This window comes from Acetatifactor muris (assembly GCF_024623325.1).
In the GTDB taxonomy this organism is placed as follows: Bacteria; Bacillota; Clostridia; order Lachnospirales; family Lachnospiraceae; genus Acetatifactor; species Acetatifactor muris.
The window spans coordinates 189,722-216,634 of the sequence record NZ_JANJZD010000008.1; the positions used below are offsets into that span (position 1 = coordinate 189,722).

Genomic DNA, 26,913 nt, shown 5'->3' on the forward strand with positions numbered 1-26,913 from the left:
ACCACCTTTCATGCAACAAAATCTTTTTCGGTCAATATGATCATATCTTCATTGTCATATCGTTTTGCCAGAAGAATGTCAAAAAAATGTCCCAGAGTCTTCCTGGAAGCACGATGAATCGCCTCATCCACAATCTGCTTCACCTCAATTACGGTCACCACATGATCGATGGTCTGAAGCTCTTCGATTCTGGTGTGCAGCGCCAGCACCCCCAGATCGTCGATGGAATATTCCATCTCCCGGGCATACAGCCTGCCGAAGGATACCAGGGTGTCGTTGCTCAGAGCTTCCAAATCCATCCGCGCGGTAAAGCAGCCCGACAGTTCCGGATTCTCCGCGAACAGCTTATTGACTGCCTTCTTCGTTCCCTCCAGCACCACGATGATTCCCAGCCGTTCCTGCTGCAGTGCCTTATAAAGCTTTTTCGCCGTCTTACTGCCCATACCTGACGCATTCTCGATAATCAGTGCACCATTATTCAGCCGTTCCAGCGTCTCGCCGATATTTCTGTCGTTCAGACCCTGCCCTGATATTTTTGCCACCTTTCCGGAGAAATTGCTGTCCGTCAGACGCACTTCACGAATCATATTTTTCGCCAGCGTCAGTGTATCCATTCCTTCCTCTCCGGTCACTACAATGTTGCCGGTATAGGCAGCCATGCTGATACTGTCGATGGCCTTCACCAGCTGTTCTCTGGAATGACGACTCTGGATGAAAGGAGCATACAGTTCCTTCTCCTCCCGGGTCAGCCCTCTGGCACGGGCCTTTTCACGCTGTATGGGATGCTTTTCTCTGTTTCCGTTCCTGTCTTCCGTTTTCTTCTGTCCGCTTTTCTCTTCTTCCGAGCTCAGGTCTTCCTCTTCTTCCTGCGCTTCTGCGCGCTCCGCTTCCTTTGTAAGCGCACTGTATCCCAGCTCTTCAAACAACGCCTCCTCCGACAGATCTTCCTCATCGTACTCCGGTTCTTCCGTCGATACCGCTGCCTCCTCCCCAGATTCGTATTCCTCATCTGTGTCGTACTCCGGCGCTTCCCCGGATATGGCCTGGTTCTCCTCTTCGTATTCTTCCTCTATATATTCCGCATCTGCTGCTTCTTCCGGTTCCGCTCCATATGCAAAGTCGTCATATTCTTCCTCCGCATATTCCAGATCCCCGGCGCTCTCCGCCTCCCCCTCATACACAGTTTCGTCAATATCTTCCTCTGCATACTCCAGGTCCCCGGGGAGTGCCTCGTCCTCATATTCCGAAGCCTCAAAAGTCTCCCCGTCCTGCGCATATTCTTCGTCAGAATATGCCTCGTCCTCTATATATTCCAGCTCCGCCGGAATTTCGTCCTCCTCCCCGTCATATGCAGGACTGTCAGGACTTTCCGCCTCCCCGGAATATTCTTCCACATATCCGGCTTCATCGACGCCTTCCTCCCCGTCCGCATACTCTGCTTCCCCGGAGTATTCCTCTTCTCCCCTGTCTATGTATGCAATCTCTTCCGGCAGCTCTTCCAAAATTTCCCCCCGGTCTCCCGGAACCATTTCTGCTCCCAGGGACACCTCTGCCGTCACATGGGTTCCGCCTGCTGTCGCGCCGCCTTCCAGCTGCTCCAGCAGTCCGTCCCTGACAGATGCCTCGAACTCAGTGAACATGGGGCCTGTCTGTCTGAGAACGTGCTGCCGCACCTCTTCCCTGCATTTTTCCTCGTTCTCTTTCTTCATGCGTTCCCATTCAACCAGAACGTCTTCAATCTTCATCTGACCCGTCAGCTGCTTTTCAACAGCAAGTTCCTCCGGCAGCACCAGACTAATCTGACCGTCTGCCTCCTGAGAAAGCACTTCTGCCAGCTCTCTGGGCGGCTGTGCGTTCACGGTCTCCTCCTGACGCATCTCCTCCATCACTGTCTCAGCGGTGGTATCCGCCGGCACAGTCTCAGCGGGTGTCTGCTCTCTCACAGTCCTGTTCCGCTTCTTCACCGGTTCCGCCGCTTCCGCTCTCCACACTGTCTCTTCTGCAGATTCCGGCTCACGCGCCATTTCTTCCAGACTGTCCATCTCTCTGAGAACAGGTGCCTTTTCCACTGGCAGCTGACTGATTTCCCCGGTCTCACCGAAAAATACTTCTGTCTCTTCTATCTCTTCCGCTTCCAGTTCCCCGCTGTTCTCATAGTCTTCCGCCGCTTCCGCCATTTCACCGGCTTCCGCATCCTCTGCCATATCCGGTTCCGCTGTCAATGCTGCGGCGCCCTGAGCATCCCCGGCCTCCCCCAGCACTTCCTGAAGTCCTTCCGCCAGCTCAGCCTGCAGATTAATTGTATTGTACTGGCCCACATCCATGGTCTTCACCTGGATGTCTGCCTCCGCCGGTTCCGCAGGCTCTTCCGGCTGCTCATATTCAAACGCGCCCTCTTCCTCCATGATTTCATCGGCCGGCTGCTGATCATACCCGTAATCTTCGTAGTCTTCGTTTTCTCCCGCTTCTTCCGGTTCCGCCTGCAGATATTCGTCAAACCGATGATCGTATATCTGCTGCTGGGCAGAAGTCAGCGGCTGATGAAGCATTTTCAGCTCCATGGCCTTCACCACATATTTTCCGTCCCCAAACCACAGAATCATCTCATCGCATTCTTCCACACAGCGAGTTGCAAGTCCCACCCTGTGATACAGAAAAGCCAGCTCATATGCCCACTTTTCTCTGTAATCCCTCTTCTTCAGCTCCTCCAGCACACCGATGCGCTCTTCCAGGCTCACTTCCTGGGCCTCATAAAGTCTGTACTGCAGAATATACCGGCTGGGATCCTTCGGCGCCGCCTGCACAAATTCCTTATAATATTTCAGAGCCTGCACAAATTCTTCCGTCTTGATACAGAGTTCACACAGAGAATAGCAGATGGTCCTGCCGCCCGGTCTTCTCTCATAAGCAAGCAGGAGCATATTTTTCGCATCTTCATAACGTCTGTTGATCTTATACAAGTCGCTGACCGTGCAGAGCATAATGACGCTCTTGACTCTCCGCCAGTCTATGGCATCCGCTATATCGGCGGCCCGGGCATACTCTCCCTCCGCTATCAACGCCTTAATTTCATCCGATCTTATTTTATATTCATATTTATCCAAGGTATCTCGCTCCCCACTCTGGTAAAAAAGTGATACACATTATTTTTTAGTGTACCATAAGCATCATGTATATGTCAAAAATAAACGCAAAAAAATAACAAAAATAAATAGCAGAAAGAGATTCAAAAAAGGACAGCGCCCCGCTGTCCCCTTTTCTCTCAATTCCCCTGCTGCTCTGACAGCAGATTGCTCAGCTCCGCATATTGCGCCAGCGTCAGCGCTTCCCCGCGAATGGCGGCCGCAAGTCCCATCCGCTCCAGCGCCTGCTCCACCCTTTCCTTTTTTACCTCCAGGCCGGAAGCATTTCCCAGACTGTTTGCCAACGTCTTTCTCCGCTGATTGAAAGCCGCCCGAATCAGGGCGAACATTTTCTTCTCGTCCACAGTCTGCACGGGAGGCGCCGCATAACCGGTCAGGCGTACCACCGCGCTCCCCACAGCCGGTCTGGGCAGAAAGCAGTTCGGCGGCACATTCGCCACAATCTCCGGTTTCGCATAATACTGCACCGCAAGAGAGAGCGCGCCATAATCCTTCGTGCCGGGCCCGGCCTGCATCCGGTTCGCCACTTCCTTCTGCACCATCACCGTAATGCTTTTCAGGGGCACATGACTTTCAAACAGGCCCATAATAATGGGTGTGGTGATATAGTAGGGCAGATTGGCCACCACTTTCACGGGTCTGCCCCCGCCCCACGCTTCCGCATATTTTTTTACATCCATTTTCAGAATATCCTGATGAATCACAGTGACATTCTCATAGGCAGCCAGCGTCTCTTCCAGAATGGGAATCAGATCCCCGTCAATTTCCACCGCTGTCACCTTCCCCGCCTGCTCTGCCAGATACTGCGTCATGGTACCTATGCCGGGGCCGATTTCCAGCACACAGTCTTCTTCCGTAATATCGGCGGCCCGGATGATTTTATCCAGTACATTGGTGTCAATGAGAAAATTCTGCCCGTACTTTTTCCGGGTCGTGAACCGATGCTTCTGCAGCACCTCTATTGTATTGCGGGGGATTCCCAGATCTGCCATCTTTCTGCTCCTGTATGTATATCCTTTTGTCTGTGATATTTCGTATCTTTCTGTTTTCAGACCAGCCTGCTTCTTACGATGTTGTCCGGCCGGAAACTATATGGCTGTCCCTCCGGATTCGAAAGCAATCTCCGCCAGACAGCGCTGCACCTCCGACAGATTCCGGAAGATTTTCCTGCTCAGCCGCCTCATTTCCTCATCCGGCTGAATCATGTCCGGCACCATAATGGGATGCATCCCCGCCCTGTGAGCCGCCCGAATCCCATTGGGAGAATCCTCGATGGCAAAGGCCTCTTCCGGTCTGACCCCCAACTCTGCGCAGGCCATCAGATAAATGTCCGGACATGGCTTCGAATGTTCCACCATGTCTCCCGTGACCACCACGGAAAAGTATTCGCCAAATCCCGCCTGGCGCAGATGGCTCAATACGGAAGATTGCTTCGTGGAGGAAGCCAGTCCAACCTGGTATCCGGTGGTCTTCAGCCACTCCAGAATCTGACGGGCCCCCGGCTTAACGGGCAGACCGTTCTCCCGGATATATTCCTGAAACCACTCCGAAGTCTCCTGCCGGAAGACAGGATAATCAAAATCTTCCCCGTAGGCATCCAGCACAATCCGTCTGCTGTCATTGGCATTGAGCCCAATGCACAGAGGAAAGACTTCTTCCATCCGGGGCAGTCCCCTTTTCTCCGCCACGGCCACCCAGGCCTTCATACATACGAGTTCCGTGTCAAACAGCACGCCGTCCATGTCAAATACAACTGCTTTCATCTCTCACTCCAGATAGGTAAAATTTTCCAGGAAATGAATGCAGTTATACAGCACCAGCACATCCATCCCCTCTTCCGGTTCACAGCTTTTCATAAACTGAAAAAGCCTTCCGTTAAAATACCGCAAATCCATGACATAAATTTTCTCATAGTCCGGAATCAATAACGGAATAAAACAGTTTGCATAGGAATCCTTTATGACAAACAACGTTTTTCCGTTATGGTAATCCGTCTCTATCTCAACAATGCCGTGATTGTCATCCAGAAAGAACCCGTACTTGTTTTTCGTCTCCAGGTAAGACTCCTCATAACAGGACTCCCTGACCGTTTTCAGATCATAAGTCACCTTCAGAGGCCGGCTCACCGTTTCCGGGAAATACCGAATGACATCCGGGCGCACATTCAGATTCACTTTCGAATGCAGAGTCCCCAGAAAGTCTTCCGTTGCGGTCTCCATGACAGCAGGGTCATACTTTCCCTCACTTTCGCCCCGTTTCTCTGCCCATGCCTGATAACCGTAAAAGGCCCCCAGTGTGGTCCAGTGGTGGTCCGTGCGATAATAGATCTCTTCCTCCGCATGCTGACGCAGAACCGTGTACACATCCACATAATGCCCGGCGCCAACCTGCTGTTCCACCCGTTCCAGAAAGCTGACCTGGTCATAGCAGGGTGCATTTGCAGGGAGTTTATCTGTGAGAATATTGTCCGCTGTGGGAACCAGCATCACATCCGCATCCCACGCCTGCACCAGTTTTTCCAGCAGAGATATCTTCTTAATCTCCTGCACCAGAGAATAGGTCTCCGGAAGATGCCGTTCTATCAGATAATCGTCCGTCCCCAGATAGACACCGTTGATTTCCTGCCTGCCCAGCGCAATATCCGTGCAGGTCTTGATCGTAATCCACTTCTCTCTGCCCACAAACTGATCTGTCAGATACTTTTCATAATCCTCTGTATACTTTCCCCGGAAGAGGGCATCCCAGGAAAACTTCGGCCGGGAGGCAAGCATCTTATTCTCTGTCTCTGAGAAAAGTCTGTCCCCCTGAATCAAATCGGCCAGCATGAAAATCAGAATGACAGATGAGAGAAATACTATGGTAAGTATGGAACTTTTCTTTTCATTCATCGCCGAATCTGCCTTCCTCCTTTCCCGGGCGGTCCCTGCGTTCTCTCCGTCTCATAATGTCTCCGGAGTATCTCCCCGTCCCGCTGTCGCCATTCAGGGCTGAAACTTAAAAACTAAAAACGAAAATACAGGAACGGATTATACGTGGCTTCCACGATTCCCGCTATGGCCAGAAGCAACAGCGCCGCGGGAATGATTTTCTCCCCCAGGCTGTATACTGCGATGCCAATCCCTGTCCGGGCTTTTCTGACCCTGGCGGCCAGCCTGCCGAAAAAGGGAACCGAAGCCGCGGCCGCAATCACAAACAACAAAAGATACTCTCTGCCCAGATAAAGCCCCTCCCTGTCAATGACCGCGCCTGCCATACCGAACATTGCCCTGAAATAATTCAGAATCCCCGCAGGTGTCTCCAGCGCAAAAAGCACCCAGCCGGCCAGCACCACAAATGCGGTGTACAAAATGCCGACCCCCTTCGGGAGCCAGGACAATATTTTCCCCAGAAATGCTTTCTCCAGCACCAGGGCAGCCGCAAACCACAGTCCCCAGAGCAGGAAGTTCCATCCGGCGCCATGCCAGATGCCGGTGAGCAGCCATACTGCAAAAATGTTCAGCAGCTGCCTGGGCAGCCCCTTCCGATTGCCGCCCAGCGGAATGTACACATACTCCCGGAACCAGCTTCCCAGCGAAATGTGCCATCTGCGCCAGAATTCCGTGACAGACCCGGATATATAGGGATAATTGAAGTTCTCCGGAAATGAGAATCCCAGCATTTTCCCCATACCGATGGCCATATCCGAATACCCGGAGAAGTCAAAATAAATCTGAAAGGCAAAGGCAAATATACCCAGCCAGGCGGTCAGCACACTGATTTCCCGGAAATCCATCCCCGAAATCAGAGCCCACAGTTCCCCGATATTATTGGCGATCAGCACCTTTTTCGCCAGGCCCACGCAGAATCGCTTCATTCCCTCACTGATTTCCGTCAGGCTGGCCCTGCGGTGATGAAGTCTGCGCTCCACATCCCGGTATTTCACAATGGGTCCCGCAATCAGCTGAGGGAACATGGTCACATACACCCCGAAATCCAGCAGATTTTTCTGTACCTTAGTCTCGCCCCGATACACATCGATGGTATAGGACATGGTCTGGAAGGTGTAAAAGGAAATCCCGATGGGCAGGGGCAGATTCGGCGCCGGAAGAGAAAGCCCCGCAAACAGATTGACCGTCTGTATCAGAAAATCCGCATATTTAAAGAAACAAAGTACAGACAGATTAATCACTACCGAGGACAGAAGGATATATCCCGCCGCCCTTTTCCCCCGGAACCGCTCCAGCAGACGCCCGTGAGTGTAATCCACAACAGTGGAAAACAGCATCAGCAGCACATATATCGGCTCTCCCCAGGCATAAAAAAACAGGCTCCCCAAAAAGAGGATGAAATTCTTCATCCTCCCGGGAACCAGATAATACACCATAAAAAACATTGGCAGAAACCGAAAGAGAAACACTGTGCTGCTGAAAACCATTTATTTATTCTCCCAGCTTATTCTTGATTGCCTCCACAGCCTTCTGATTTGCTTCCTGGCACAGTCTGATGACTTCTTCCTCACTCTCCGAGTCAATGGCAAACCCGCCCAGCTGCACAAAAATCACATACTGGCCGCTCTTCTCCACCTGAGACGCCTGAACCTTCCCCAGATTCATCGGGTACTGCATGGTGTCATTCACGTTCGCCTCACGATATGCATTCAGCGCCGCTTCCACTTCGTCCACCTTATCTTCCTTTGCCCTGACAATGATCAGTTCGTCCACATTGTTGCTGATCATGGGTCTCTCCGCCAGATAATCTTCATACATATCTGCCTTCAGCCCATAGTACGTCTCGGCCATCTGTGCGTCCATTGCCATGTCCGGCCAGTAACCCTCCTGTCCCACAGCTTCAATCACTGCCGCTTTCAGGCCTTCCATCTCTTCGCTCCAGCCCTGAGCGGCGTCGCTTCCGCCTTCTTCCGGAACACTCTCAGAGGTTGATTCGTCCTCTGCCGGCGAACTGCTCTCCGCGCTGCTCTCGTCTGCGGTACTGCTCTCTTCTGCGGTACTCGACCCGACGCTGCTTTCATCCTTGTCATCACCGCAGCCGGCAAGCGTCAGAGCCAGCGCACCCATGCATAACAAAAGTGTGATTTTTTTCATAATAGTTTCTATTCCTCCTTACTTTCCTTTCGCAGAATTCCCTGAAACAAAGTTTATCCTGTTTCGAAAATCCTAAACCTATTCTACCATGATTTTTCCAGAATACAATAAACACTTTCTTAAATTAAGTTTATGAACAGGTGAAAGGAAAAGCCTCTATGGAACCGGCACCAGCTTCCCGTGGAGAACGTACCGTGCATCCTGAAAAGAATAGGCGCATGTAGACAGCACCACATACTGATCATTCCTGCTCAGACTTATTTCTTCCCGGGCATCCGGTCCGGTCATGTTGAAGTCTGCCTCAAAATCCGATTTCTCCATGCACTGCTTCAGGTACTCCTCCAGTTCATCGCAGGAATCCGGAAAAATGGTGTAAGTATCCGATGCGGCCGAAGTGGTATAGCCGGCAAAGAGCAGGATCCGGTAATTCTGTTGGGGAGTCAGCAGCCACATGACAGGATGTTCTTCATAGTATTCCTGTTCCGCCCATTCATCCAGGGAGGCGAACATGGAACCGTTTTTCATATGATGGCCGTAAATTATGGTATTCGAATCCCCAAAGCCCGGCTGATTGGCCGCATCCACGAAGATGGAACCGGCGTTGTGCGTCTGTCGGTTCATGTTGCGGTGCAGATAATAGTCATTATCCTCCCCCTGCAGCACCGGATAATTGATGACGGTGCCTTCGCAGTAAATCCAGCCCACCACATCGCCGTTGACCTCCCGGAGCCTGGGGAAATCCACTTCCAGCGGAGCCCCGGCCCAACCGTTTAGAGTCTCTGCTTCTTCCACCGCTTCTGCTCCGGTGGGCAGCCCGGAGGCATCCGAAGTCCCGAAGCCTCCTCCGTCTGTCACAGGACGGGTATACGCTTCCGCAGCCTGCTCATACACCCTGTCTTCCTGCTCATATTTCTGATATGTAAAAAATATGACGCCGCCGGCCGTACAGAAAACGACCAGCAACAGCGCCATGATGATATGTCTTATTTTTTTATTCATATTCTTGATTTCACTCCGCCTTCTCTTCAGTCCCGTTTTGTTTCTCCCGGGCCCTGTCCCGCAGTCTGGCTGCCAGCATGTTGAACATGACACCGCATGCTGCATAGCAGACCACATAGATTTTTCCAACGCCGCTGGTGTAAATCACCAGCAGCTGCCCGATAAAAGGAATATGATATTTCACACGTCCCACCAGACTGGCATAGGAAATGGTATTAAGGTCTTCCTGCTGGTTGGCATCCCCTTTGGTGACGAATTCGCCCTCCACCAGGCGGTTTTGAACCACGCGGTGGGTGACGGCGGACCCTCCGCTGTAGAAGACAATAATCTCACCTTCCCGGACTTCCGCAGGCTGCGCCGGTTCCACATAGACCAGACTTCCCACCGGAATCTCCGGTTCCATGCTGCCGCTGATGATATTGTAAGCCTGGTATCCCATAAGGCGGGGGATTGTGACCGGAATGAAGGTAGCTATTACGGACAGCAGAATCAGGATTCCCAGTATGTTGCAGAGAGCCGCTGCAATTTTTCTTCCCCTCATATCTTTCCTCCGCTTTGGGACACATTCTCTTTATCCTTCCTGCGGGACTTTGCAAGCCACCAGATGCCTCCTCCCAGGGTGAGCAGGAAGATACCAAACAGCAGAATCTTCACAGGCAGAGGGATGTTCACCAGAAAAGCATTGCCGCTGAGCATACTGATCAGTTTGTTCTCTTCCCCGTCAAACTCGGCAAGCGGCACATCTTCATCATCCAAGTCTATGGTCTCCTGAGGCCCGGCCTGTGGAACAGGTTCGTCGGGAAGCTCTGTCTGGTCCCCTCCGCCGCCCTCCGGAGCCCCACCGCCTTCCCCGGGCAGCACGGTGACGGTTCCTTCCTGCTGTTCTCCGACAGGGCCGGTCGTTCCGGCATCACCGGGAATCGTAATCACATTGGTACCCGGCTCCGGCACACGGCTGTACACGAAGGTAAACACATTATCCGCCGCATTGGCTGACAGCGTTTTGGTCAGATTGTAGGCCTGTGGCTGGTACCCGTCAAAATACTGGTAGGAAACCACCGGTTTGTCGCCCACAGTCCCATAGTATCTGTCACTTTCACGTAAGGGATTTCCCGCTTCATCTACATAATGAATGGTATATTCCACCGCATCCTTCATCAGCCCGTAAGCAATCACATAGTCTCTGTCGCACTCTACCGTTTCGGATCCGATTCTCTCACTGTTGTCCTTACCGCTTTCCCGGGAACCGATGATATTATATTTGCTCTCTGTCCTGAACCGTATCGTCGTGGTTTGTGCCGGATCATTGGTTTCTCCCCGCCGGACAGTCAGGACAAAATAATTATACTGATTTTCCGGGGACGTATCCCCGCCGGAAACGCTGTCCCCCTTTTGCTGTAATGTGTAACTGACACTGACACGTTCCCCATATTCCAGGCCGCTCAGCATAAACGTCCTGCCGTCCTCCGTGATGCGGCCGTTTCCGCCGGTACATTCCGTCATGACACCCTGCTGTCCGGCATAAATGCGGATAGTATAGGTATTCTCTGCCGCTTTCACAGGAAAACATATGGTGTGAAGCAGCAGGACCGAGAGCAGCACGCCCAGCAATGCTTTCATCTTTCTCATGTCATGGGGCCTCCTTTTTCTCTTTTCTGTTCTGTTTCACCCCATATACGGCCAACAGTAAGAACAACAGACCGCTGACCCCCATGGCAATTACATAGGGTATCAGGTTGGTATCATCCCCTGTGCGGACCAGCCCGGTTCTCCCCGGGCTGCCGGGCTGCGGTGTGGCCGGAGGCCCTTCTTCTGTCACTGTGACAGGTTCCGGACGGACTTCCACCGCAAACTGCATCCGCAGATCTGCCAGCGTATCCTGATAGGCATTGCCCTGTGTCTCACCATCCAGGGCCACCCGCAGAGTAATACTGCCGCCCTGACCGGGATATAAAGTATCCAGATAGACATAATCTTCCTTCAATGCATCCGTGGCGTCCCGCAGACCCTCGGAGCCGTCGCCGCCCACAGTATCACTGTCAAAAAGCACCACAGACCGATTGGCTCCTGTATAAGCCAGGTAATAGGTGTAGGCACCGCCTCCTGTGGCGGAATTTTCACTGGTATCCTCCAGGGACCGCACCACCTCGTTGGTCAGATACCAATCCGTCATCTTGCCGTTCTGATTGCCCAGCTCCAGCGTAAAGGTAATATTGTCACCGGGCTGCATACCGGATATGGCTTCGTCTATACTTTTCTGGCCGAAATTGCTGTCCATCCTGCTGTCAGCCGTAAATGTGACCTTCCACCCCGCCTGCCCCAGCAGATCGTCTGCCCGGGCTTCCGCGCCTGTGAAGAGAAACAGGCCACAGGCCAGAAGCAGACCCATACACTTTTTCTTCATATTCGTCGCCTCCTCTACTTCACAGAAATCAGGCTTCCATTGCTGTCGATTTCCACCTCGCGCCCCCATGCACTCCAGATGGCATCCTCCGCGCTGTGGGTCTGCACCGCGTCCACCTGGGCTCTGATTCTGAATTCCGCCCCGTCATAGACATAGGTGGTGGTAATGGTGGTATATGCTCCGTTGGTCTCCGTGGTCTCGTAAACCGCATCTGCCACGGAAGGGTCGATCCTCAGATAATCCGTCAAATCCGCCGTTCTGGTCTGAGCCGGATCCACACCCTCGCCGGGCGCTTTCAGAATCTCCCGGTAATACAGAACGGTACGCTCCCTGGTGGAGGAATCCGTATCCAGAATCCAGGGCTGGTTTTCTCCGCTGAGACCGCAGTTAATCAGATGCAGGTCAATCAGGTCCGGAGACAGTTCCGGAAGCTTCGTTCTGATGACACGGCCTTCTCCGTCCCGTCTGAGATTCCCCGCCTCATCCTCTTCCGGCGGGTTGACCCAGTATTTATAAATGGTGACGCGGACATACTGGTCAATGTCACCTGTATTCTCCACATACAGCTTTTCCTCATACTTCCTGCCGGGCTGCATCTCTTCCCCCGGAGCCAGCAGATCTGTCAGAAGGGAATTGTCCGCTTCGTTCTTCAGCTCATCCACATCCCAGTAACCGGTTTCTTCCGCGTCGTAATTTCTCCAGGATACCCGCTTCGGCGCATTGTCACCGCACTGTTCATACAGACTCACCCCGATATTAAACATCTGAACCCGGGAATTATAATACTCGGAAGTATAGGTAAGTACCGCTCTGGCACTGCCTATGGTGCTTCCCAGAAGCATCACCACGGCCAGGCCGAACAGTACTATGGTCACTGCCGGAGAAGCCAGAAATTTCTTCCATTTGCGGAATCCGCTCCCCGACTTTCCCGTTTCCTTCGTCCGGGCTGACCGGGTCTTCTTATTCTCCGACATTTACATCACCTCCAGCTCCGTTTTCAGAATCACCGCCTGTTCCATTCTGCTCTTCTGTCTCTTTATCAGATATGCTTTCATCGGCCTCCGGCTTCCCTGTGGCCGTCACCACATCCAGCGTCTCCGACCAGTCCGCATAGGGCTCTCCGTTCTCGTCATATCTCACGGGTGTGCTCTCATAAATAACGATTACGTTAAAGCTTTCTCCGTCTTCCGGTTTTGTCTGACCGGGCTCATTTCCTTCCGGCATGGCGGGAATGTCAATCACCACATCCAACGTGGCGGTAGAGCCGCCTCCCGGCACAATGTCTTTGTAGTAGTACCAGTCCCCGTCGGCTTCCCCACCCGGAACCACTTTGTTCCAGACACCGCTCTCCTGCGTCCACATTCCCCCGGGGCTGCTCTGGTAAGCAACCTCATATCTGGCGCAGAATGCTCTGGCCCGAATATAAACCGGTTCCGAATCCGCATCACTTGTGATAATCACATGTTTTGTTCTGGAATCAAAAGTCTCTGTGATCTCTGTCCGGTCCCCCAGATGGACAGGAAGTCCTCCCTCCGCTGTGGTGTAAGTCGTAAAATAGGCAAGCGCGCCGTTCACTCCCGCGGTCAGTACAGCGGCCCCGGCCAGAAGAGACAGACATATGTTTCTGATATCTTTACGTTTCATCTTCTCTCCCTCCCCTACGGTGTATCCACCGTTTCATCTGCAGGTGTCTGATGATTTTCCTGCGGACTGTTGTCCGAAGACGCCGTTCCTTCCTGACTTCCTTCGCCGCCCACCGTGCCGTCCGCATGAACGGAAGTCCATATCCATCTGTCCTGCTCCGCATTGTATGTGAAACGATTGGTGATACCATGACCATCCACATGGCGCCCATTGTAATAATTGGTGAAAGTCACCTCGAAAATCTGCTCCGCCTCCGTAATCAAAGTGGTCTGTTCATATGCCTCTCTGTCTGTGCCGTCCTCTGTCCCGTCCGGATAGGGACTGTAACCGGGACCGCTGTAGACCTCCTTCACTGTCACCCGGGCTCCCACAGGCAGCAGCAGTTCCTCTCCCGGTCTGTATGCGGTTTCGGATCCTGCCCCCGTAAAGTCAATGGCTACCACATCCTTATATTCCTTCTGTCCCCCGGCGCCGCTGATCCTGTCTTCCCACACAGCATTTATTTCAAAGATAAAGGTAACCGGCCTGGGGATGTTCTGTCCTGCCACGGTTTCGAACTCCGGCAGCTCCTTCCTTATCTGCAGGCTGCCGTACCGCATCTGCGCCCGGGCCTTCAGCACAGGTTCCATATGATAGAGCCAGGGACCGGGATTCGCCGTATTGCTCACCGGATTCCCTTCGGCATCCACATAGGGTTCCTTTCCCGGCAGCGCAATCAATTCCGGCTCAAATGAAAATACACAGTCAGGGGAATCTGCCATGGTGACAATTTGCTCCGTTCCGTCGCTGTCCCTGCTGACTGCGGTATATGCCGCCACATCGTTATATGTCACATCCGGATCCCCGGCGCCTCCTCTCCTGGCAATCAGCAGATACAGACCTGCGTCCAGTTCTCCGATCTCCTGTTTCACGGATTCATTCATTCTGACAGGCGGCGTCTGAACCGTCCCGCTGACAGCTCCGGTATCGGCATCCATCGTAATCCCCAACGCAATCCGGACCGCCTTCTGGGCCTGCTGCCTCCAGTCCGCATTTGTCATATGCTCAGCAAGCTGCAGGCCTTCTTCTCCTTCATATTGCTCCTCCAGCTCAAACTGATAACCGTCATAGCCAAGTCCGCCTGCTTTATTGGGTACGGCGTCGGCCACTCTATAGAGATCTATCACCACAGAAGCATTATCAAGCTGCTCCGCCAGCCAGGCATTTCCCTCTCCTGTAAAATTGCCCGGTATCACCGTCAGAGAGCATTTCTCATCCAGCTTCACAAATTCTGCCGCCCCTCCCGAAAATGACAATGCTGTCACCATACCGAAAACTACTGCCAGCGACATCAGCACCCGTATCCATTTACGCTTCATAGACGCTTCCCTCCTATCTGATCATCCCAATGTCCGTCAAAGGCCAGACACGAAACAATATCTTGCCTACCAGAAATTCCTCACTAATACTGCCTATTGTACTGCTCCTGCTGTCCACAGAGGTCTCCCGATGGTCTCCCAGCACAAAAATGCGCCCCTCCGGCACCTGATAGGGGAGCGTAATATCGCATATTCCCAGCGCTTTCTCCGTGACATAGGGCTCTTCCAGCAGTTCGTTGTTCACATACACGTTTCCGTCCTTATCAATGTCCACCCAGTCTCCTGAAACCGCAATCACGCGCTTTACCAGGATATTATTGTTATAATAAAAAGCTACCACCTCGCCGGTACTGTAGTTCGATCCGTTCAGCGCCACCACAATATCTCCGTTCCACAGGGTCTCCGTCATGGAAGTTCCGCTGATCTGTAACACCGGCAGAAAGGTCACTGCCACCAGCATGGCTGCCGCCGCCACAATCAGCAGCGTGTATATGGTGCTCCGCATCACCCTTCCGAAGGTATGCTTATGAATTTCTTTTTCCAGTTCCGCTTCCAGCTGGCTTAGAGTAGGAGTTTCCAGCACCTTCTCCTTTTTTTCTTTCTTTTTCCTTCCCATATTACCCTTTTGCCTGTTCTATCTGAGCCCTTTTTCCGGTTTCATGTGACTCCCGTTCTCTTTCCCGGACTTCCCCAGCCTCTTCAGCGGATGTCTCCCGGCCGCCGAGTCTCCTGACATTTTCCAGATACTGGTCCGCCGCCTTCTGGGCAATTTCGAATATCCCGTTTAGCCGCAGCGCAGCCTCCGCAATGGAGCCCGCTTCCTGAAGCTCAATCCTGCGGGTGGTCCGCTCCGCCTGAAGCGTATCCCGAAGCTCCTGTATCTTCGCGTCCTTCTGGTCCAGCCTGTTCCGAAGCTTCTCATAATTCTCCCGAAGCTCCGTCATCTGTGCCTCTCTCTCTGTCAGCGTCTGCTTCAGTTCTTCTGTCTCCCTCACCTGTGCAAGCAGCAGCTGGAGGAGTTCACGTCTGCTGAGCTTATGCATCTCCTTGTCTGTCATGGTATCTGCTTCTCCTCCATCCCGTCTCTGTGTCCTGTCTGGCAGAAATCTACTTCTTCCTGTACTTAATCAGCAGCCAGGCAAGCAGCACCAGCAGCATGGGAATGGCTATGGCAGGCGCCACCAGCTTCGGATCCAGCAATCTGGCGTCCGGCGTCACCCGGATGGCCGCGGCCTCCGTCAGGTTGTCAATGCGCGTTCCCCGCACCAGCAGCCTGTGCGTGTTAATGCCATAGGGCGTACAGGTCACCAGCGTACAGTAATCTTTTCCTCTGCTGAGATCCAGCTCTTCTACTTCTTCCGGCAGAACAATTCGAATCTGGTCCACCTGATAGGTCAATGTCTCATTCAAAACCTGCAGCATAAAGAGGTCACCCTCCACCAGCTGATCCAGATCTGTGAAGAGTCTGGCAGAAGGCAGGCCTCTGTGGCCGGACAACACACAGTGAGTACTCTCACCGCCCACCGGCAGAGAAGAGGATTCAATGTGTCCTGCCGCCACCTGCAGCACTGCTTCGTCCACACCGTGATAAATGGGCAGAGATACATCGATGGAGGGAATCTGGATATACCCCATGATCCCGTTGCCGGAGATATTCAGCAGGGCTTCATAGCCTTCCCGCTCCTCCTCGCTGAGATAATATCGATTCGGCCTGTTCCAGAGCTTCTCATTGTATACTGCCGCCTGATTCCAGTACTCCTCATAGGTTTCCTCATCCAGTGCCGCCACAGCCTCTTCATAATTGGCTATAGCTCTGGACTGGTGAAGCGAATTCCAATAATCGCTGACTGTAGGATACAGCAGCAAGGACAGACCTGCCATCAGAATCAATGTTAAAATAATTGTGGATAAATGTTTCTTCATTCAGGGCTCTCCTTGCTGCCGTACGCGGAAGGAGCCGAAGCCCCTTCCGTATACAACAGAAATTGCATGTGTTACTTATACCTTATTTCTCCTTACTCATACGTTTCCTGGTCACAAGCAGAACCACCGCTGCCAGCACCAGAATACTGCCGGTTACATAGAAAATTGTGGTACCGATACCGCCGGTGGAGGGAAGGAGGGCACCGTTCACGTTGATGATATCTGCCGCAAAGATACCGTTTGTATTTGTGATTGCCGAATTACCGTTCTCATCGGTGGGCCATCCTGTAATCTCCCAGGTACAGGTCTCATTTCCCTCTGTCACTTCCACAGGAGGAATGAATTTAATCTCAAATTCAATGGGTTCAATGGTGTTGAATCCTGCCGGCGTCTTCGTCTCTGTCAGAGTATATTTCCCTTCTCCAAGGCCTTTAAAGGAAATCCTTCCCGTCACCGCATCTGTGGTCAGTCTGATGGATACTTCCGAAGGAACCAGTCTGGTCGTCGTCTCGGTTACCGGGTTATATTTCGTCTCCACGTCCGCATACAGACCTGCGGAACCTTTTACCAGCATATAGACTTCCCTGCCTGCATATTCGGTCCTGTCCGCAGGAATATAATACACATCCTCATTGTCAATGGTTTCTTTCAGATACCCTTTTGTAGTATTCTCATCGCCCTGGCCAATAGAAGTATATTGATCGTCCGAAGGCTCATCTGTTGTATAGCTTCCGTCCAACAGCTTATAGTATGCTCCGTTTTCGTCCACAACATAGTGTTCCACCGTATCCAGCACCACCTGATAAGAGGTACCTGTCAGGGTAAATTCAGCACCGGCCAACAGGTTCTCTTCCAGCACTGCATTTGCATACTTTGTGATGTCCAGCTCCGTGAGATAAGTCAGTGTCTTCTGCTCCGGGGTCTTTCCCAGAGGAATATCTTCGTCTTCCACAGGCAGACCGGGATGTTTCTCATCCTTGCTGCCGCCATAGTCAAAATTCGGATCCTGTGAATAATCCAGGGACCATGCGTTCTCATTTCCCTCCACACCTATAATGGCATCCTCATTTACCGTTGCAGAATAAGTCACAATAATCTCATCGCCCACGGTATACTGCATAATGTCGGTAAACGCAAGTCTGAAAGAATGATCCCCGTTGGGATATACATAGTACTCTGCCAGCGGATTGTCCGCAGCCTCTCCTGCCGCATTAAGCGTTCCTCTTGTCAGTGCTTTACCGCCCACAGTAACCGTAACGGAATCTGCACCGTCAAAAGTAAGCCCCTCTGCCATTGTGTCGTTCATGACAAAGAAATAATAATCATATCCGGCATAATTGGGCACTTTACTCTTAATCCGGAAAGTGGCATGATCGCCAATGCCCGCATAGTTTGCATCGTCAAGATTCTCATTGGGAATATAATTCTCAACGTACTCCGGATGGTTGTAGGCATCTGCCCCCTGATAGAACACATCCTTTTCGCCGGAGGGAACTTCGGATTTTACTACCATTGTGGAATCACCCACAACCTCCAGCAGAATTCTTGTATAGGCAGCCTCTTCTCCTGTCACGGTATCTTTCTGCGCATCTTTCACCAGATAGTAACCGGAACCGGTGACATCAATGGCAACATCCCCTGTGCCGGTTGCGGTAAACTTTGTGGCACTTAAATATTTGGAGACGATGGATGCGAAGAAATCAAGCGGGCCCGATTCTCCGATGCTGGTATTGGAGAATTCCGACAGCGCTTTTGCCACATCGGCAGCTGTTGTACAACTGTCAAACGCGCCGCTGAATACACCTTCCGCATCTGTCTTCAGTTCCTCCAGCAATGCCTCTCCGTCTGTCACACCGGAACCCCATACAATGTTGGACAGAATGTACTGGGCATTGTATCGTCCGTAACACTCTCTCGTATGTGTATGTTCCTCCTTACCGCATGTCACCTCATCCCCTGTCTTACAGGAGTCATCATGTGCATGTTCTTCTTTGGTACAGGTCACGCTGTCCCTGTACTCCGGATTCTCTGCCAGATCTCCTGCAAAAATCTGATAGGCCTCATAAGTATGTTCCGCCTTATCATTCTCGTTTTGTTTTACGGTGATTGTATGGGACAGAGTATCCGCTGCAAATGCAGTCAGTCCCATTCCCAAAACCATCACCATCGCCAGCAATATGCCGGCAATTTTTCTCATACGCTTCATCGTCTTACTCTCCCTTCTTCTATTTTTCTTCCTTTTGAAGCTCTGATTCTTCTATACATCAGGCCTGCGCCGGACAGAATGCCGAATGCGCCTGCCAATGCATATAATGTTGCGGTGCCTGTGCCGCCCGTTTCGGGAAGTGAGAATTCGTACAGGTTATTATACGCAATCTCAACTGTACCGTCTTTTGTAATGGTTCCTATGATCTTCCTTTTTGTGTCTGTGGCGATTCCTCCCGAGATAATGGGACTGTACGGGTCGTCAGGGTCCACCTCCCAGCTGATGTCCTCTCCCGGTTCTTTGGGGCTTACTGTGACCGGCCCGATCTCTTCAATGGCATAGCTGGAGCCCTCCGGAAGAAAGCTTACCACAATGTACTGGCCGGCTTTCAATGTAAATCTGGAATCATTCCAAATGAGAATATCGCTTTCAATCACTTTGCCGGACGAATTGTACTTGGTATAGGAATAGTCATTTTTCAGAGCATTCTCTTCTGTCTGCCCTGCCAGGATTTCCTCCTTTGTGTCCCCGGACGTCCTGTAGAAATGAATGGTAAAGCCAAATTCCTCATCCGTCATTTCATTCCCTGTCACCTGCTTCTCAATCCTCAGTTTTCCCGTATCCTGTTCTGTGGTGGCAAAGGATACGGAGGGAAGTGTGAACTGCATCCAGCAGGTGGAACCGGAAGCACCTCTCTCTGTATAGTAGAAGGTCAGCTTATATTTACCAGTTGTCCCCTTGTCAATGTAATCCCACAGGTTTACATACTCGCCAACGGAACTGTGCACACCGCCGATATCACAGATCAGCTTTCCATTGTATCCGGGTCCGTCAAGGAATACCCACATGTCATCATCCCCATAGAAGAGATATTCCAGAGGTCCCACATAGTCCTCCACCAGATCAAATTCGACGGTATAGTGCATGCCGAAATAGTGATTGTGGTTTAGGTCGTCGTCTGACACAGGCATAAAAAGGCTGTTCTCCTTAATGTTATTTTTATCAGCAAAATTCTTTGTTACCGCTTTACTGGCAGGGCTTCCAAACAGCAAATCATGTCCCCCTGTTCCTGCGGTGGGAACCGTGTCCAGAGGATAAAAATCATTTCCGGCGAAATAATATGTGTTATTCCAGTTGTTGCGTTGTCTATTGAATCTGTCTATTCCATATACACTGCTGACAACCTCTTTATTATCCCCTTCTCCCATTACAACTTCCGCGCCGGTAAGCGTATATGTGTCACCCATCTGGCGGAATACAAGATTTCCGCTGTAAGCGGTCTTGCCTTCCGCATCCCCGTCATTAAACAGATTGGGCGCTTTTACGGTGGGCGCATACTGAATTTTGTCATCCTTCAGGCCTGTTACCATTCCAAAGGTGGGACTGCCGTATGCGGCATTATCTGCGTTGGCCATGTTTCCCGTAATATCACCCATTGTTGTCTTCACACTTGTTTCACTGTTTCCAAAGCCAAAGGTCTGATCCGGTCTGTTGCTGTTAATTCCCTGCCTGTTGGTATACAGATACCATGTGTCACCGCTCTCATGGGTGGTTGCATTGCCCCGGTCCGCTGCCTTTCCATCCTCCGTATAAACCCTGCCGTCCGAGACATCGTAATCATAGAAATCAGCCCCGTTTCTTACTTCCTCCTCCCGGCAATTGTAGATCAACCGGATGGTTGCCCCTTCCGTAATCAGGATAAAGTCATCCCTGTTTTCCTCCTGCGTCGTTCTCTTATTGGTGAAGTGCCATTCCTTTCCGTCGGCGCAGCTGTAAAGCTCCCAGGTATCACTGTCCTCTCTCTGGACACGTATTTCATTTAAGATATAATTCTGGTTTTTTGCAATTTTATTGAAGTAAACCAGCCCCGGCGCCTGCACATAGTGATAGGTGCCGGCCGAATAGATCTCCTCTTCCACCATCTGTGTCTGAACCCTGCCGTCCTCCGACACATAAATGTTCTTTTTCTTCATTGTTCCGCCGTTTGTGGGCAGTATGGCATTATCCTGCCCCGGCTGCTTTTGCGTATCACCCGATGTGTCAATAACGGTGATCGGTCTTAAGGATGCATGGGTAGCTGCAAGCACCTCAATATTGGCATAAAATTCTACCGTAAACTCCGGATTTGCCTGGCTGGAAGCATAAATCGTTGCAATATTGTCCGTTCCCTGTGCAGCCGCTTCATATGTCATCGATTCGTCTGTCGTTTCACCATCCACTACAAGGGAGCCGTATATGTCCTTAACCGCAAATCCTGCTTCACTCTCCGCGATGTCCACGGCTACCAGCGACACATCACTGCTGTAAATCTCTTCACCCGGGACTGCTTCTTTCTGGTCCGGTTCGTCTGTGCCACTGTCAATTGCCATGGTACTTGCTTCCCCGCCTTCCGCGAACTCCACCAGTGCCTCTGTGGGAGTTACTTCCACAGCCACCCTGCAGCCTGTCAGATCCAGTTTCATCCCCTTGTAGATTAATCCATACGAGAGTACCTGCATGGAAAGGATTTCATCTCCTGTTCCCGTCTCTTCCGCATAGGTAAGAGCCGCTTCATAGGCCTCCGCATTCTCATCCAATGCCTCCACAACAGCTTCCAGTTCATCTTCGGTTACATTCTCTTCTCCCTCATCCGTTTCTTCCCCGCCGGGCGCCGCTGCCTCCCCATCGGTTCCCACGTTTTCTTCCTGCCCCGATTCTTCTGGCCCGGCAATCTCTTCCTGCGCCGTCCCTTCTCCCACAGCTTCCCCGATCTCCTGCGCGTCCGGCAGAATTGCTTCCCCTTCCACATGGAACTTCACTGTGAAAGCGTCATCTTCATAGGTAAAGGTCTTATCAACTGCAACGGTCTTCACCGGTTTCTTCCACCCCAGCGCAATTTCCGAGAAGCTGTTCATCCGGAAAGTGGTACCGTTCTTCTCCGCATTGCTTCCTTCCAGCCGTTCTGTCCCTGCCTCGCCAAAGTGAACTACAGTGACAGGGCTGCCCTCTTCCATGCCGTTTTCATCCAGGAACTGCACTCTGATGGTCACAGGCCCTTCGGGCTCCGCTTCCGCCCCTTCTGCTGTAAATCCAATGCGCATCAGAACCTGCATGGTATTCTCTTCTTCCGCTCCCTGCATCTCCTGATACTGGGCCGCCCGCTCCGCATAGTATGCCTCATTGCCTTCCTCGGTAATCCGCTCCGCATAAAGCCGGGCGTCCTCCGGGAGATTGGCTTCTTTCTTATTATAAGAGGCAGTCACGATAAAGTCCGGACCCCTGTAAGTCTGTGTGATTTCTATCTCGGCCGCATCAATGATGCATTCTTCTGTATGTTCATGTTCTGTTATCTGAAGTATGCCGCAGCTCAGGCCGCCGTCGGCATCTCTGCAGGAATCTGTGTGCTCGTGAATCTCTGCGGCCAGAGTGCAGGTCAGTGCCGGTCCGGCTTCCTGAGATTCCTGTGAATAACAGGCTTCATGGTGTACATGTAGTTCCGCCTCCGGCAGAGTACACAGAAGTACACCGTTCAGTCCATAGCACATGCGGCTGTGCGTATGAAGGACGTAATCCGCCAGTCCGCACTGAACATTACCGTCTCCGTCATAGCAGGCGGCTTCGTGCATGTGAATCTGTGCTGTACAGCCGTATCCGGTTGCCTCGAAGCACTCTTCCGTGTGCATATGCTCTTCCAGTCCGCAGATCACATTTCCATCGCTGTCCCTGCAGTTATCCCGGTGGGTATGAGCCGCTGTTCCACAGTAGGCAGTGGCGCTGACGGTATCAACCCATATATCGGAAGTGTCCATCCGGCAGCTCTCATCATGTTCATGCAGCGGCACTTCTGTCTGACCGCAGATAAGGATACCGCGAACTCCGTAACATTCTTCTGCGTGTATATGAGCCTCTGCCTCTTCCGTCTCCGACAGCGGGCAGATCAGTCTCTCGTTCTTGTCATAGCAGGCTTCGCTGTGAATATGATTCTGATAGTCCGCACTGCCGCACAGAAGATTTCCTTCCAGATCATAGCAGTCATTGTCATGAACGTGCACTCTCTCTGCGCAGTAGTAGGTGTTGGTAATATAACACTCATCTGTGTGAATATGTTCCTCTGTTCCGCAGACCGGATTCCCCGCTTCGTCATGACAGTCCGCACTGTGAATATGAACCGTGATACCGCAGTGCGGCTCCTTATAGCAGTTCGCCTCATGTCGGTGCTCCGCGGTCTCACAGGTAAGGCTGCCGTTTTCATCATAGCAGTTCACCCCATGGGTGTGCCCGGCAATGCCGCAGAATACTTCTTCATAGCACTGGTCATCATGGGCATGTTCTTCGGCCTTACAGGTCAGAACCTCCATGAAACACTCTTCCGTATGCACATGGGCCGGGGGGTTCGTGGTTTCCGAATCTTCTGTGGTTTTCGGATTTTCTGTATTCTCCGGATTTTCAATGTTCTCCGGATTTTCTGTATTTTCTGCCGTCTCCGCCGATTCTGCAGGTTCTACAGGTTTCACGCCGCTGTCAGATGCCTCTGTCTCTTCTCTTCCGCACACCAGTTTCTGTATTGTCTCGTAACAGGTATCCATATGCAAATGGCCTGCGCGTTCTTCCTGTCCGCAGGTAAGCTCTTCTGTCTGGTTCACAGTGTAACAGTCATCTGTATGTGCATGCCCTGTGCTTTCCTCCTGGCCGCAGGTCAGTTCCTCTGTCTGACTCACAGTATAGCAGCTGTCTGCATGGGTATGCTCTGCGCTCTCTTCCTGGCCGCAGGTCAGTTCCCGGTTCTCGGTGACAGTCCTGCATTCCTCCGTGTGAGTATGTCCCTGGCTTTCCTCCTGACCGCAGGTAAGCTCTCTGTTTTCTGTGACCGTTTTGCAGGCCTCTGTGTGCACATGCCCCGGGTCTTCGTCCTGATTGCATATGAGTTCTTGCTCTTCTGTATAGCAGGTTTCATCATGCTGGTGAGCCTGGCTTTCCGGCGCCTGTGATTCCGTCATTTCCTGTGCAGCATGGTCCTCCTGTCCGCTCTGCGAATTCTGTGCGTCCTGCGCATCCCCTGCATTCTGGCCTTCCTGAGAATTCTCTGCATCCTGGATATCCTGCGTCGTCCAGGTCACAGTTCCCTCAGCGGCACCATCCTGCGTATCTGAAGGAAGCGTGGGAATCTCCGTATATCCGCAGAGCAGCTCCTGTCCGTAGCATTCTTCGGTATGGGTGTGCTCCTCTATGCCGCAGCTGATGTCCTTCACCAGCGTCTGTGCCGGTTTCGACAGAATATAAGCTGTGGAAATGACCACAACTGCTGCCAGGGCCGTCACACTGATCTGCCAGCGTCTGCGCCGGTTTTTTTCTCCCAGAAGCTCATTTGCTTTTTTTATAATAGAAGAGTCCATCCGAATACCTCCTTATCCGCGGCTGCCGGTCCTGTCTCTCCCGGACTCCGCATCCTGACAATCCTCTATGGCAACAGCTCAGACGTTCCATCTCCGGTCATACTGTTACATTAAAATTCAACTGTTTTCTCATTTCACTATAAACCTCAGCAGGTTAATAAAACCGTTAATTTTTTCTCAAATACATGGTATCAGGCAAAAAACACATTCTGAAATTCCAAGTCTTCCACCGGATGACCCACATCAATCACAGAAGTAGCGTAAAACTTCACGCATTCACGCCAGGATCTGTGTTCCGCAGAAAATGCTTTGAGAATCCGCTCCCTGATCAGTCCACAGCCGCCCCCCTGGGTCCCGAAAAGCAGCAGCACAAACTGAGTGGGGCTGTACATACTGTATACGTCTCCACTTCGCAGCGATTTTCCGATGGCCTCCCGGAGAACAGGTGTCATGGTCTCGATACGTTCTCTGTCCTCCAGATGATTCCCCTTCGCGTCTGTCAGGGTACACACCATCATATATACAGACTCTCCATGTCGCTCCACCACTCGTCTCATCATTCTGTAACCGTCTATAAAACTGGGAAAACCGCAAAAATATGCCCCTGCCTTCCTGGGTTCCTTTTCCTGCAGAATACTGGTGATATTGGACGCGGCCTGTGTACTGGTATAAATCTTGCTGCCCATATCCCGCAGGCGATCCAGCATACGGTCCGAAGGCGGCAGGCCCATCTCTTCAAAGTACATCCTGGTAGTGGCCTCATAGACATCCATGGCCTCCCGGAACCGGTTCATGGCCATCAGGCAGTCTATCTTTACCGCCTGCCATTCTTCAAAGGGATACATACCGATGGCATCATTGCACAGATCCAGCAGATCCAGATAACGTTTCCGCTCCTTCAGCGCCTTTTCCGCTTCACTCAACGCCTGAAAATACTGCTCCCGGAGACGGGTGCTCTCCATCATCACCCACTCTTCTCCGGAAAGATTGGAGAGAAATTCTCCTTTATAGCAGCGACAGGCTTCGCAGCAAAGCTCCATACATTTCTCCGCGTCTGCCTCCATCCGTACTTTCTGTAACAGTTCTCCAAAAGTCTCCACATCTGACCGGATTTCCATAGGCGCATTCCAATAATAAATGCCTCCCTTGTTCTCTATGTAATTCCACTGCGGCAGACCGGCCGCCATCAGTTTCTTCCTGAGCTGGTATGTGACGACTTTCAGGTTGTTGGAAGGATTCTCCACATTCCCCTCTCCGTACAGAGCATGCAGAAGCCGTTCCCGGGTAATGCCCTCTTTCCTGTGGTATAGCAGTATCTGCAGGAGCTGCATACTCTTCTTCGTGGTATTTTTCTCCGGCGTCACATTTCTGTCTCCATAGCGCAGAGAAAATACCCCGAACATATATACATATAAAATATCTTTCATACTTCCCCCATCCTGCGGCAATGCTCACATATATGCCGCTGACTCCTGTTCCCTGCAAAACGCTATTCCCAGCCTACTGTCAGCTGTTCCTGTTCCAGCATCCGTTCATAGGCCTGTTCAATCAATACGGCAACATTGGCCTGAATCCCCTTCTGGGTGGACTGATACATTTTCCACAGGCATCTGGGATTGACTTTTTCCTCCGCCACCCGCGCATCCCTGCTGACCCGTTTGATACTGTGGCCTACATTGGAGCGATCCATGGGCTTTCCTCCCGCCGTGGCAAAAACGGGCCCCTTCACAATGCCCTCCCTGCCCATATATTCCAGCAATTCTCTCTGCAATATCCCGGGGAGATGCAGAACCCGGGTACTCATTCCGTTCTGGCGCTCCAGCCGCACGGTTCCCTGCCTGACTGCTTCTGCTGTAAGCTGGGGAAGCTCCTGTATACGTAAGCCCATACCGCCCAGAGTCTTAATCAGCAGATACACCCTCTCCTGGCCAGCCTGCTTTGCTGCCGACAGCAGACGCAGATATTCCTGCCTGGTCAGCTCCGGCTGCACATCGTTCTGTATGCTGCTGAATTCTCCCACCTGCCAGTCTCTATGTCCCAGATACTGCATGAGGCTGTTCCACACAGATATCCTGGTATTGACAGTCCGCGGACTGAACCCTTTCTCTTCCAGCCACTGCTTCCACCAAAGGCCGTTTTCCGCAGAAATTATCTTCTCTCCGGGAAGACCATTCCAGAGCATGGACAGCGTTCTCCGATATTCCTGCAGCGAGACCTGGCTGCGCCCTCTGGTCAGCAGGTACTCCAGAAACTCTTCCAATATTTCCGGGGTCAGCTTTTCTTCTGTTTTCTTTTTCAGAATATCCATTTCTTCTCCTTTTCCATGGAATATGGCTGTTCGGTAAATGTGATTAATAAACAAAATTGTCATTTTGCAGTTTCGCAAAGGCAAAATACACCTCTTTATACCTGTCATTAACTCCAGTATAGCACTGAAATCTGTGGTTTTCAAGATTATTTTATGCGTGGCACAGGAGGAAAGTGACTGAAAAAGTAACTTTTCAGACATCAGGGCGCAGGAAAAGAAACACGAAAAATGCCTTATTTCCTGTTCTCTTACTTTTTGTGCCCATTTTAGAGGCACCCGGGCCTGACTGCTTTCACAGAGGCCTGTTTTTTATACAATTCTATCGGTCATAAGCGGGTTCTGTAAATGAAATGACAATTTTGTGGTGATTATCCCGTTGGCCAAATTATTGTCACTCACTATATCTTCCCTCCGGTCAGCTGATCAGTCCCAGCCGTTCCATCTGGCGCGCATGAGTCTCCCCGGTGGAAATCAG

Annotated in this window: 20 protein-coding genes; all 20 read right to left on the minus strand. The window is 51.7% G+C overall.

What is annotated here, in order from left to right; translation table 11 throughout:
• Positions 1-8 precede the first annotated feature (8 nt).
• The 20 genes from NSB25_RS09785 to NSB25_RS09880 all read right to left on the minus strand — a co-directional run bounded on the left by NSB25_RS09785 (position 9) and on the right by NSB25_RS09880 (position 26,438).
• Complete coding sequence (locus NSB25_RS09785) at positions 9-3,104, minus strand: putative sodium/potassium/calcium exchanger (RefSeq protein ID WP_103237591.1); 3,096 nt, start codon at positions 3,102-3,104, stop codon at positions 9-11.
• A gap of 158 nt (positions 3,105-3,262) precedes the next feature.
• On the minus strand, positions 3,263-4,135 hold the full coding sequence (gene rsmA, locus NSB25_RS09790) for a 16S rRNA (adenine(1518)-N(6)/adenine(1519)-N(6))-dimethyltransferase RsmA (RefSeq protein WP_103237592.1): 873 nt from the start codon (positions 4,133-4,135) through the stop codon (positions 3,263-3,265).
• Between the two features lie 96 nt (positions 4,136-4,231).
• Entirely contained in the window at positions 4,232-4,906 is a 675-nt protein-coding gene (locus NSB25_RS09795) for an HAD family hydrolase (RefSeq protein ID WP_103237593.1), read from the minus strand.
• A gap of 3 nt (positions 4,907-4,909) precedes the next feature.
• Entirely contained in the window at positions 4,910-6,031 is a 1,122-nt protein-coding gene (locus tag NSB25_RS09800; RefSeq protein WP_103237594.1) for a DHHW family protein, read from the minus strand.
• Between the two features lie 113 nt (positions 6,032-6,144).
• Positions 6,145-7,557, minus strand: coding sequence for an MBOAT family O-acyltransferase (locus NSB25_RS09805; protein WP_103237595.1), 1,413 nt, complete (start codon positions 7,555-7,557; stop codon positions 6,145-6,147).
• 4 nt (positions 7,558-7,561) lie between these two features.
• A complete protein-coding gene (locus NSB25_RS09810; protein WP_103237596.1) occupies positions 7,562-8,224 on the minus strand; it encodes a DUF4358 domain-containing protein in 663 nt (220 codons plus the stop codon).
• A gap of 156 nt (positions 8,225-8,380) precedes the next feature.
• The gene (srtB, locus tag NSB25_RS09815) at positions 8,381-9,223 is read right to left on the minus strand and encodes a class B sortase (RefSeq protein WP_172454909.1); all 843 of its coding nucleotides are present in this window, start codon (positions 9,221-9,223) and stop codon (positions 8,381-8,383) included.
• 10 nt (positions 9,224-9,233) lie between these two features.
• On the minus strand, positions 9,234-9,764 hold the full coding sequence (locus tag NSB25_RS09820) for a signal peptidase I (protein WP_103237598.1): 531 nt from the start codon (positions 9,762-9,764) through the stop codon (positions 9,234-9,236).
• Entirely contained in the window at positions 9,761-10,852 is a 1,092-nt protein-coding gene (locus tag NSB25_RS09825; protein WP_103237599.1) for a MucBP domain-containing protein, read from the minus strand. Before NSB25_RS09825 ends, NSB25_RS09820 begins: the two co-directional genes overlap by 4 nt.
• Before the next feature lies 1 nt (position 10,853).
• A complete protein-coding gene (locus NSB25_RS09830; protein ID WP_257479244.1) occupies positions 10,854-11,627 on the minus strand; it encodes a hypothetical protein in 774 nt (257 codons plus the stop codon).
• Between the two features lie 14 nt (positions 11,628-11,641).
• Complete coding sequence (locus tag NSB25_RS09835; RefSeq protein ID WP_242982235.1) at positions 11,642-12,601, minus strand: hypothetical protein; 960 nt, start codon at positions 12,599-12,601, stop codon at positions 11,642-11,644.
• Positions 12,588-13,271, minus strand: a complete 684-nt coding sequence (locus tag NSB25_RS09840; RefSeq protein ID WP_103237601.1) for a hypothetical protein — start codon at positions 13,269-13,271, stop codon at positions 12,588-12,590. The genes NSB25_RS09835 and NSB25_RS09840 overlap by 14 nt, the downstream gene beginning before the upstream one ends.
• Before the next feature lie 14 nt (positions 13,272-13,285).
• Positions 13,286-14,629 carry a hypothetical protein gene (locus NSB25_RS09845; protein ID WP_103237602.1) on the minus strand — a complete coding sequence of 448 codons (1,344 nt, stop codon included), beginning with the start codon at positions 14,627-14,629 and terminating at the stop codon, positions 13,286-13,288.
• Between the two features lie 13 nt (positions 14,630-14,642).
• Positions 14,643-15,245 carry a signal peptidase I gene (lepB, locus tag NSB25_RS09850; protein ID WP_103237603.1) on the minus strand — a complete coding sequence of 201 codons (603 nt, stop codon included), beginning with the start codon at positions 15,243-15,245 and terminating at the stop codon, positions 14,643-14,645.
• A 1-nt stretch (position 15,246) separates the two neighbouring features.
• Entirely contained in the window at positions 15,247-15,687 is a 441-nt protein-coding gene (locus tag NSB25_RS09855; RefSeq protein WP_207656121.1) for a hypothetical protein, read from the minus strand.
• Between the two features lie 49 nt (positions 15,688-15,736).
• Positions 15,737-16,552: a class C sortase gene (locus NSB25_RS09860; RefSeq protein ID WP_103237604.1), complete on the minus strand. Its 816-nt coding sequence runs from the start codon at positions 16,550-16,552 to the stop codon at positions 15,737-15,739.
• Between the two features lie 82 nt (positions 16,553-16,634).
• The gene (locus NSB25_RS09865) at positions 16,635-18,758 is read right to left on the minus strand and encodes an isopeptide-forming domain-containing fimbrial protein (protein ID WP_103237605.1); all 2,124 of its coding nucleotides are present in this window, start codon (positions 18,756-18,758) and stop codon (positions 16,635-16,637) included.
• Positions 18,755-24,130 (minus strand): fibro-slime domain-containing protein, encoded by a 5,376-nt coding sequence (locus NSB25_RS09870; protein ID WP_103237606.1) that lies wholly within the window; start codon positions 24,128-24,130, stop codon positions 18,755-18,757. Before NSB25_RS09870 ends, NSB25_RS09865 begins: the two co-directional genes overlap by 4 nt.
• Before the next feature lie 191 nt (positions 24,131-24,321).
• On the minus strand, positions 24,322-25,557 hold the full coding sequence (locus tag NSB25_RS09875) for an AfsR/SARP family transcriptional regulator (RefSeq protein ID WP_103237607.1): 1,236 nt from the start codon (positions 25,555-25,557) through the stop codon (positions 24,322-24,324).
• Positions 25,558-25,619: 62 nt separating this feature from the next.
• Positions 25,620-26,438 (minus strand): tyrosine-type recombinase/integrase, encoded by an 819-nt coding sequence (locus tag NSB25_RS09880; protein ID WP_242982236.1) that lies wholly within the window; start codon positions 26,436-26,438, stop codon positions 25,620-25,622.
• Positions 26,439-26,913 lie beyond the last annotated feature (475 nt).

What these genes read in the sequence shown, in the direction of transcription:
- NSB25_RS09820 (WP_103237598.1), bottom strand. Translation starts at nt 9,764, where the DNA reads ATGAGGGGAAGAAAAATTGCAGCGGCTCTCTGCAACATACTGGGAATC.
- NSB25_RS09800 (WP_103237594.1), bottom strand. Translation starts at nt 6,031, where the DNA reads ATGAATGAAAAGAAAAGTTCCATACTTACCATAGTATTTCTCTCATCT.
- NSB25_RS09795 (WP_103237593.1), bottom strand. Translation starts at nt 4,906, where the DNA reads ATGAAAGCAGTTGTATTTGACATGGACGGCGTGCTGTTTGACACGGAA.
- NSB25_RS09825 (WP_103237599.1), bottom strand. Translation starts at nt 10,852, where the DNA reads ATGAGAAAGATGAAAGCATTGCTGGGCGTGCTGCTCTCGGTCCTGCTG.
- NSB25_RS09875 (WP_103237607.1), bottom strand. Translation starts at nt 25,557, where the DNA reads ATGAAAGATATTTTATATGTATATATGTTCGGGGTATTTTCTCTGCGC.
- NSB25_RS09855 (WP_207656121.1), bottom strand. Translation starts at nt 15,687, where the DNA reads ATGACAGACAAGGAGATGCATAAGCTCAGCAGACGTGAACTCCTCCAG.
- NSB25_RS09835 (WP_242982235.1), bottom strand. Translation starts at nt 12,601, where the DNA reads ATGTCGGAGAATAAGAAGACCCGGTCAGCCCGGACGAAGGAAACGGGA.
- rsmA (WP_103237592.1), bottom strand. Translation starts at nt 4,135, where the DNA reads ATGGCAGATCTGGGAATCCCCCGCAATACAATAGAGGTGCTGCAGAAG.
- srtB (WP_172454909.1), bottom strand. Translation starts at nt 9,223, where the DNA reads ATGAATAAAAAAATAAGACATATCATCATGGCGCTGTTGCTGGTCGTT.
- NSB25_RS09830 (WP_257479244.1), bottom strand. Translation starts at nt 11,627, where the DNA reads ATGAAGAAAAAGTGTATGGGTCTGCTTCTGGCCTGTGGCCTGTTTCTC.
- lepB (WP_103237603.1), bottom strand. Translation starts at nt 15,245, where the DNA reads ATGGGAAGGAAAAAGAAAGAAAAAAAGGAGAAGGTGCTGGAAACTCCT.
- NSB25_RS09880 (WP_242982236.1), bottom strand. Translation starts at nt 26,438, where the DNA reads ATGGATATTCTGAAAAAGAAAACAGAAGAAAAGCTGACCCCGGAAATA.
- NSB25_RS09840 (WP_103237601.1), bottom strand. Translation starts at nt 13,271, where the DNA reads ATGAAACGTAAAGATATCAGAAACATATGTCTGTCTCTTCTGGCCGGG.
- NSB25_RS09865 (WP_103237605.1), bottom strand. Translation starts at nt 18,758, where the DNA reads ATGAAGCGTATGAGAAAAATTGCCGGCATATTGCTGGCGATGGTGATG.
- NSB25_RS09810 (WP_103237596.1), bottom strand. Translation starts at nt 8,224, where the DNA reads ATGAAAAAAATCACACTTTTGTTATGCATGGGTGCGCTGGCTCTGACG.
- NSB25_RS09805 (WP_103237595.1), bottom strand. Translation starts at nt 7,557, where the DNA reads ATGGTTTTCAGCAGCACAGTGTTTCTCTTTCGGTTTCTGCCAATGTTT.
- NSB25_RS09845 (WP_103237602.1), bottom strand. Translation starts at nt 14,629, where the DNA reads ATGAAGCGTAAATGGATACGGGTGCTGATGTCGCTGGCAGTAGTTTTC.
- NSB25_RS09870 (WP_103237606.1), bottom strand. Translation starts at nt 24,130, where the DNA reads ATGGACTCTTCTATTATAAAAAAAGCAAATGAGCTTCTGGGAGAAAAA.
- NSB25_RS09860 (WP_103237604.1), bottom strand. Translation starts at nt 16,552, where the DNA reads ATGAAGAAACATTTATCCACAATTATTTTAACATTGATTCTGATGGCA.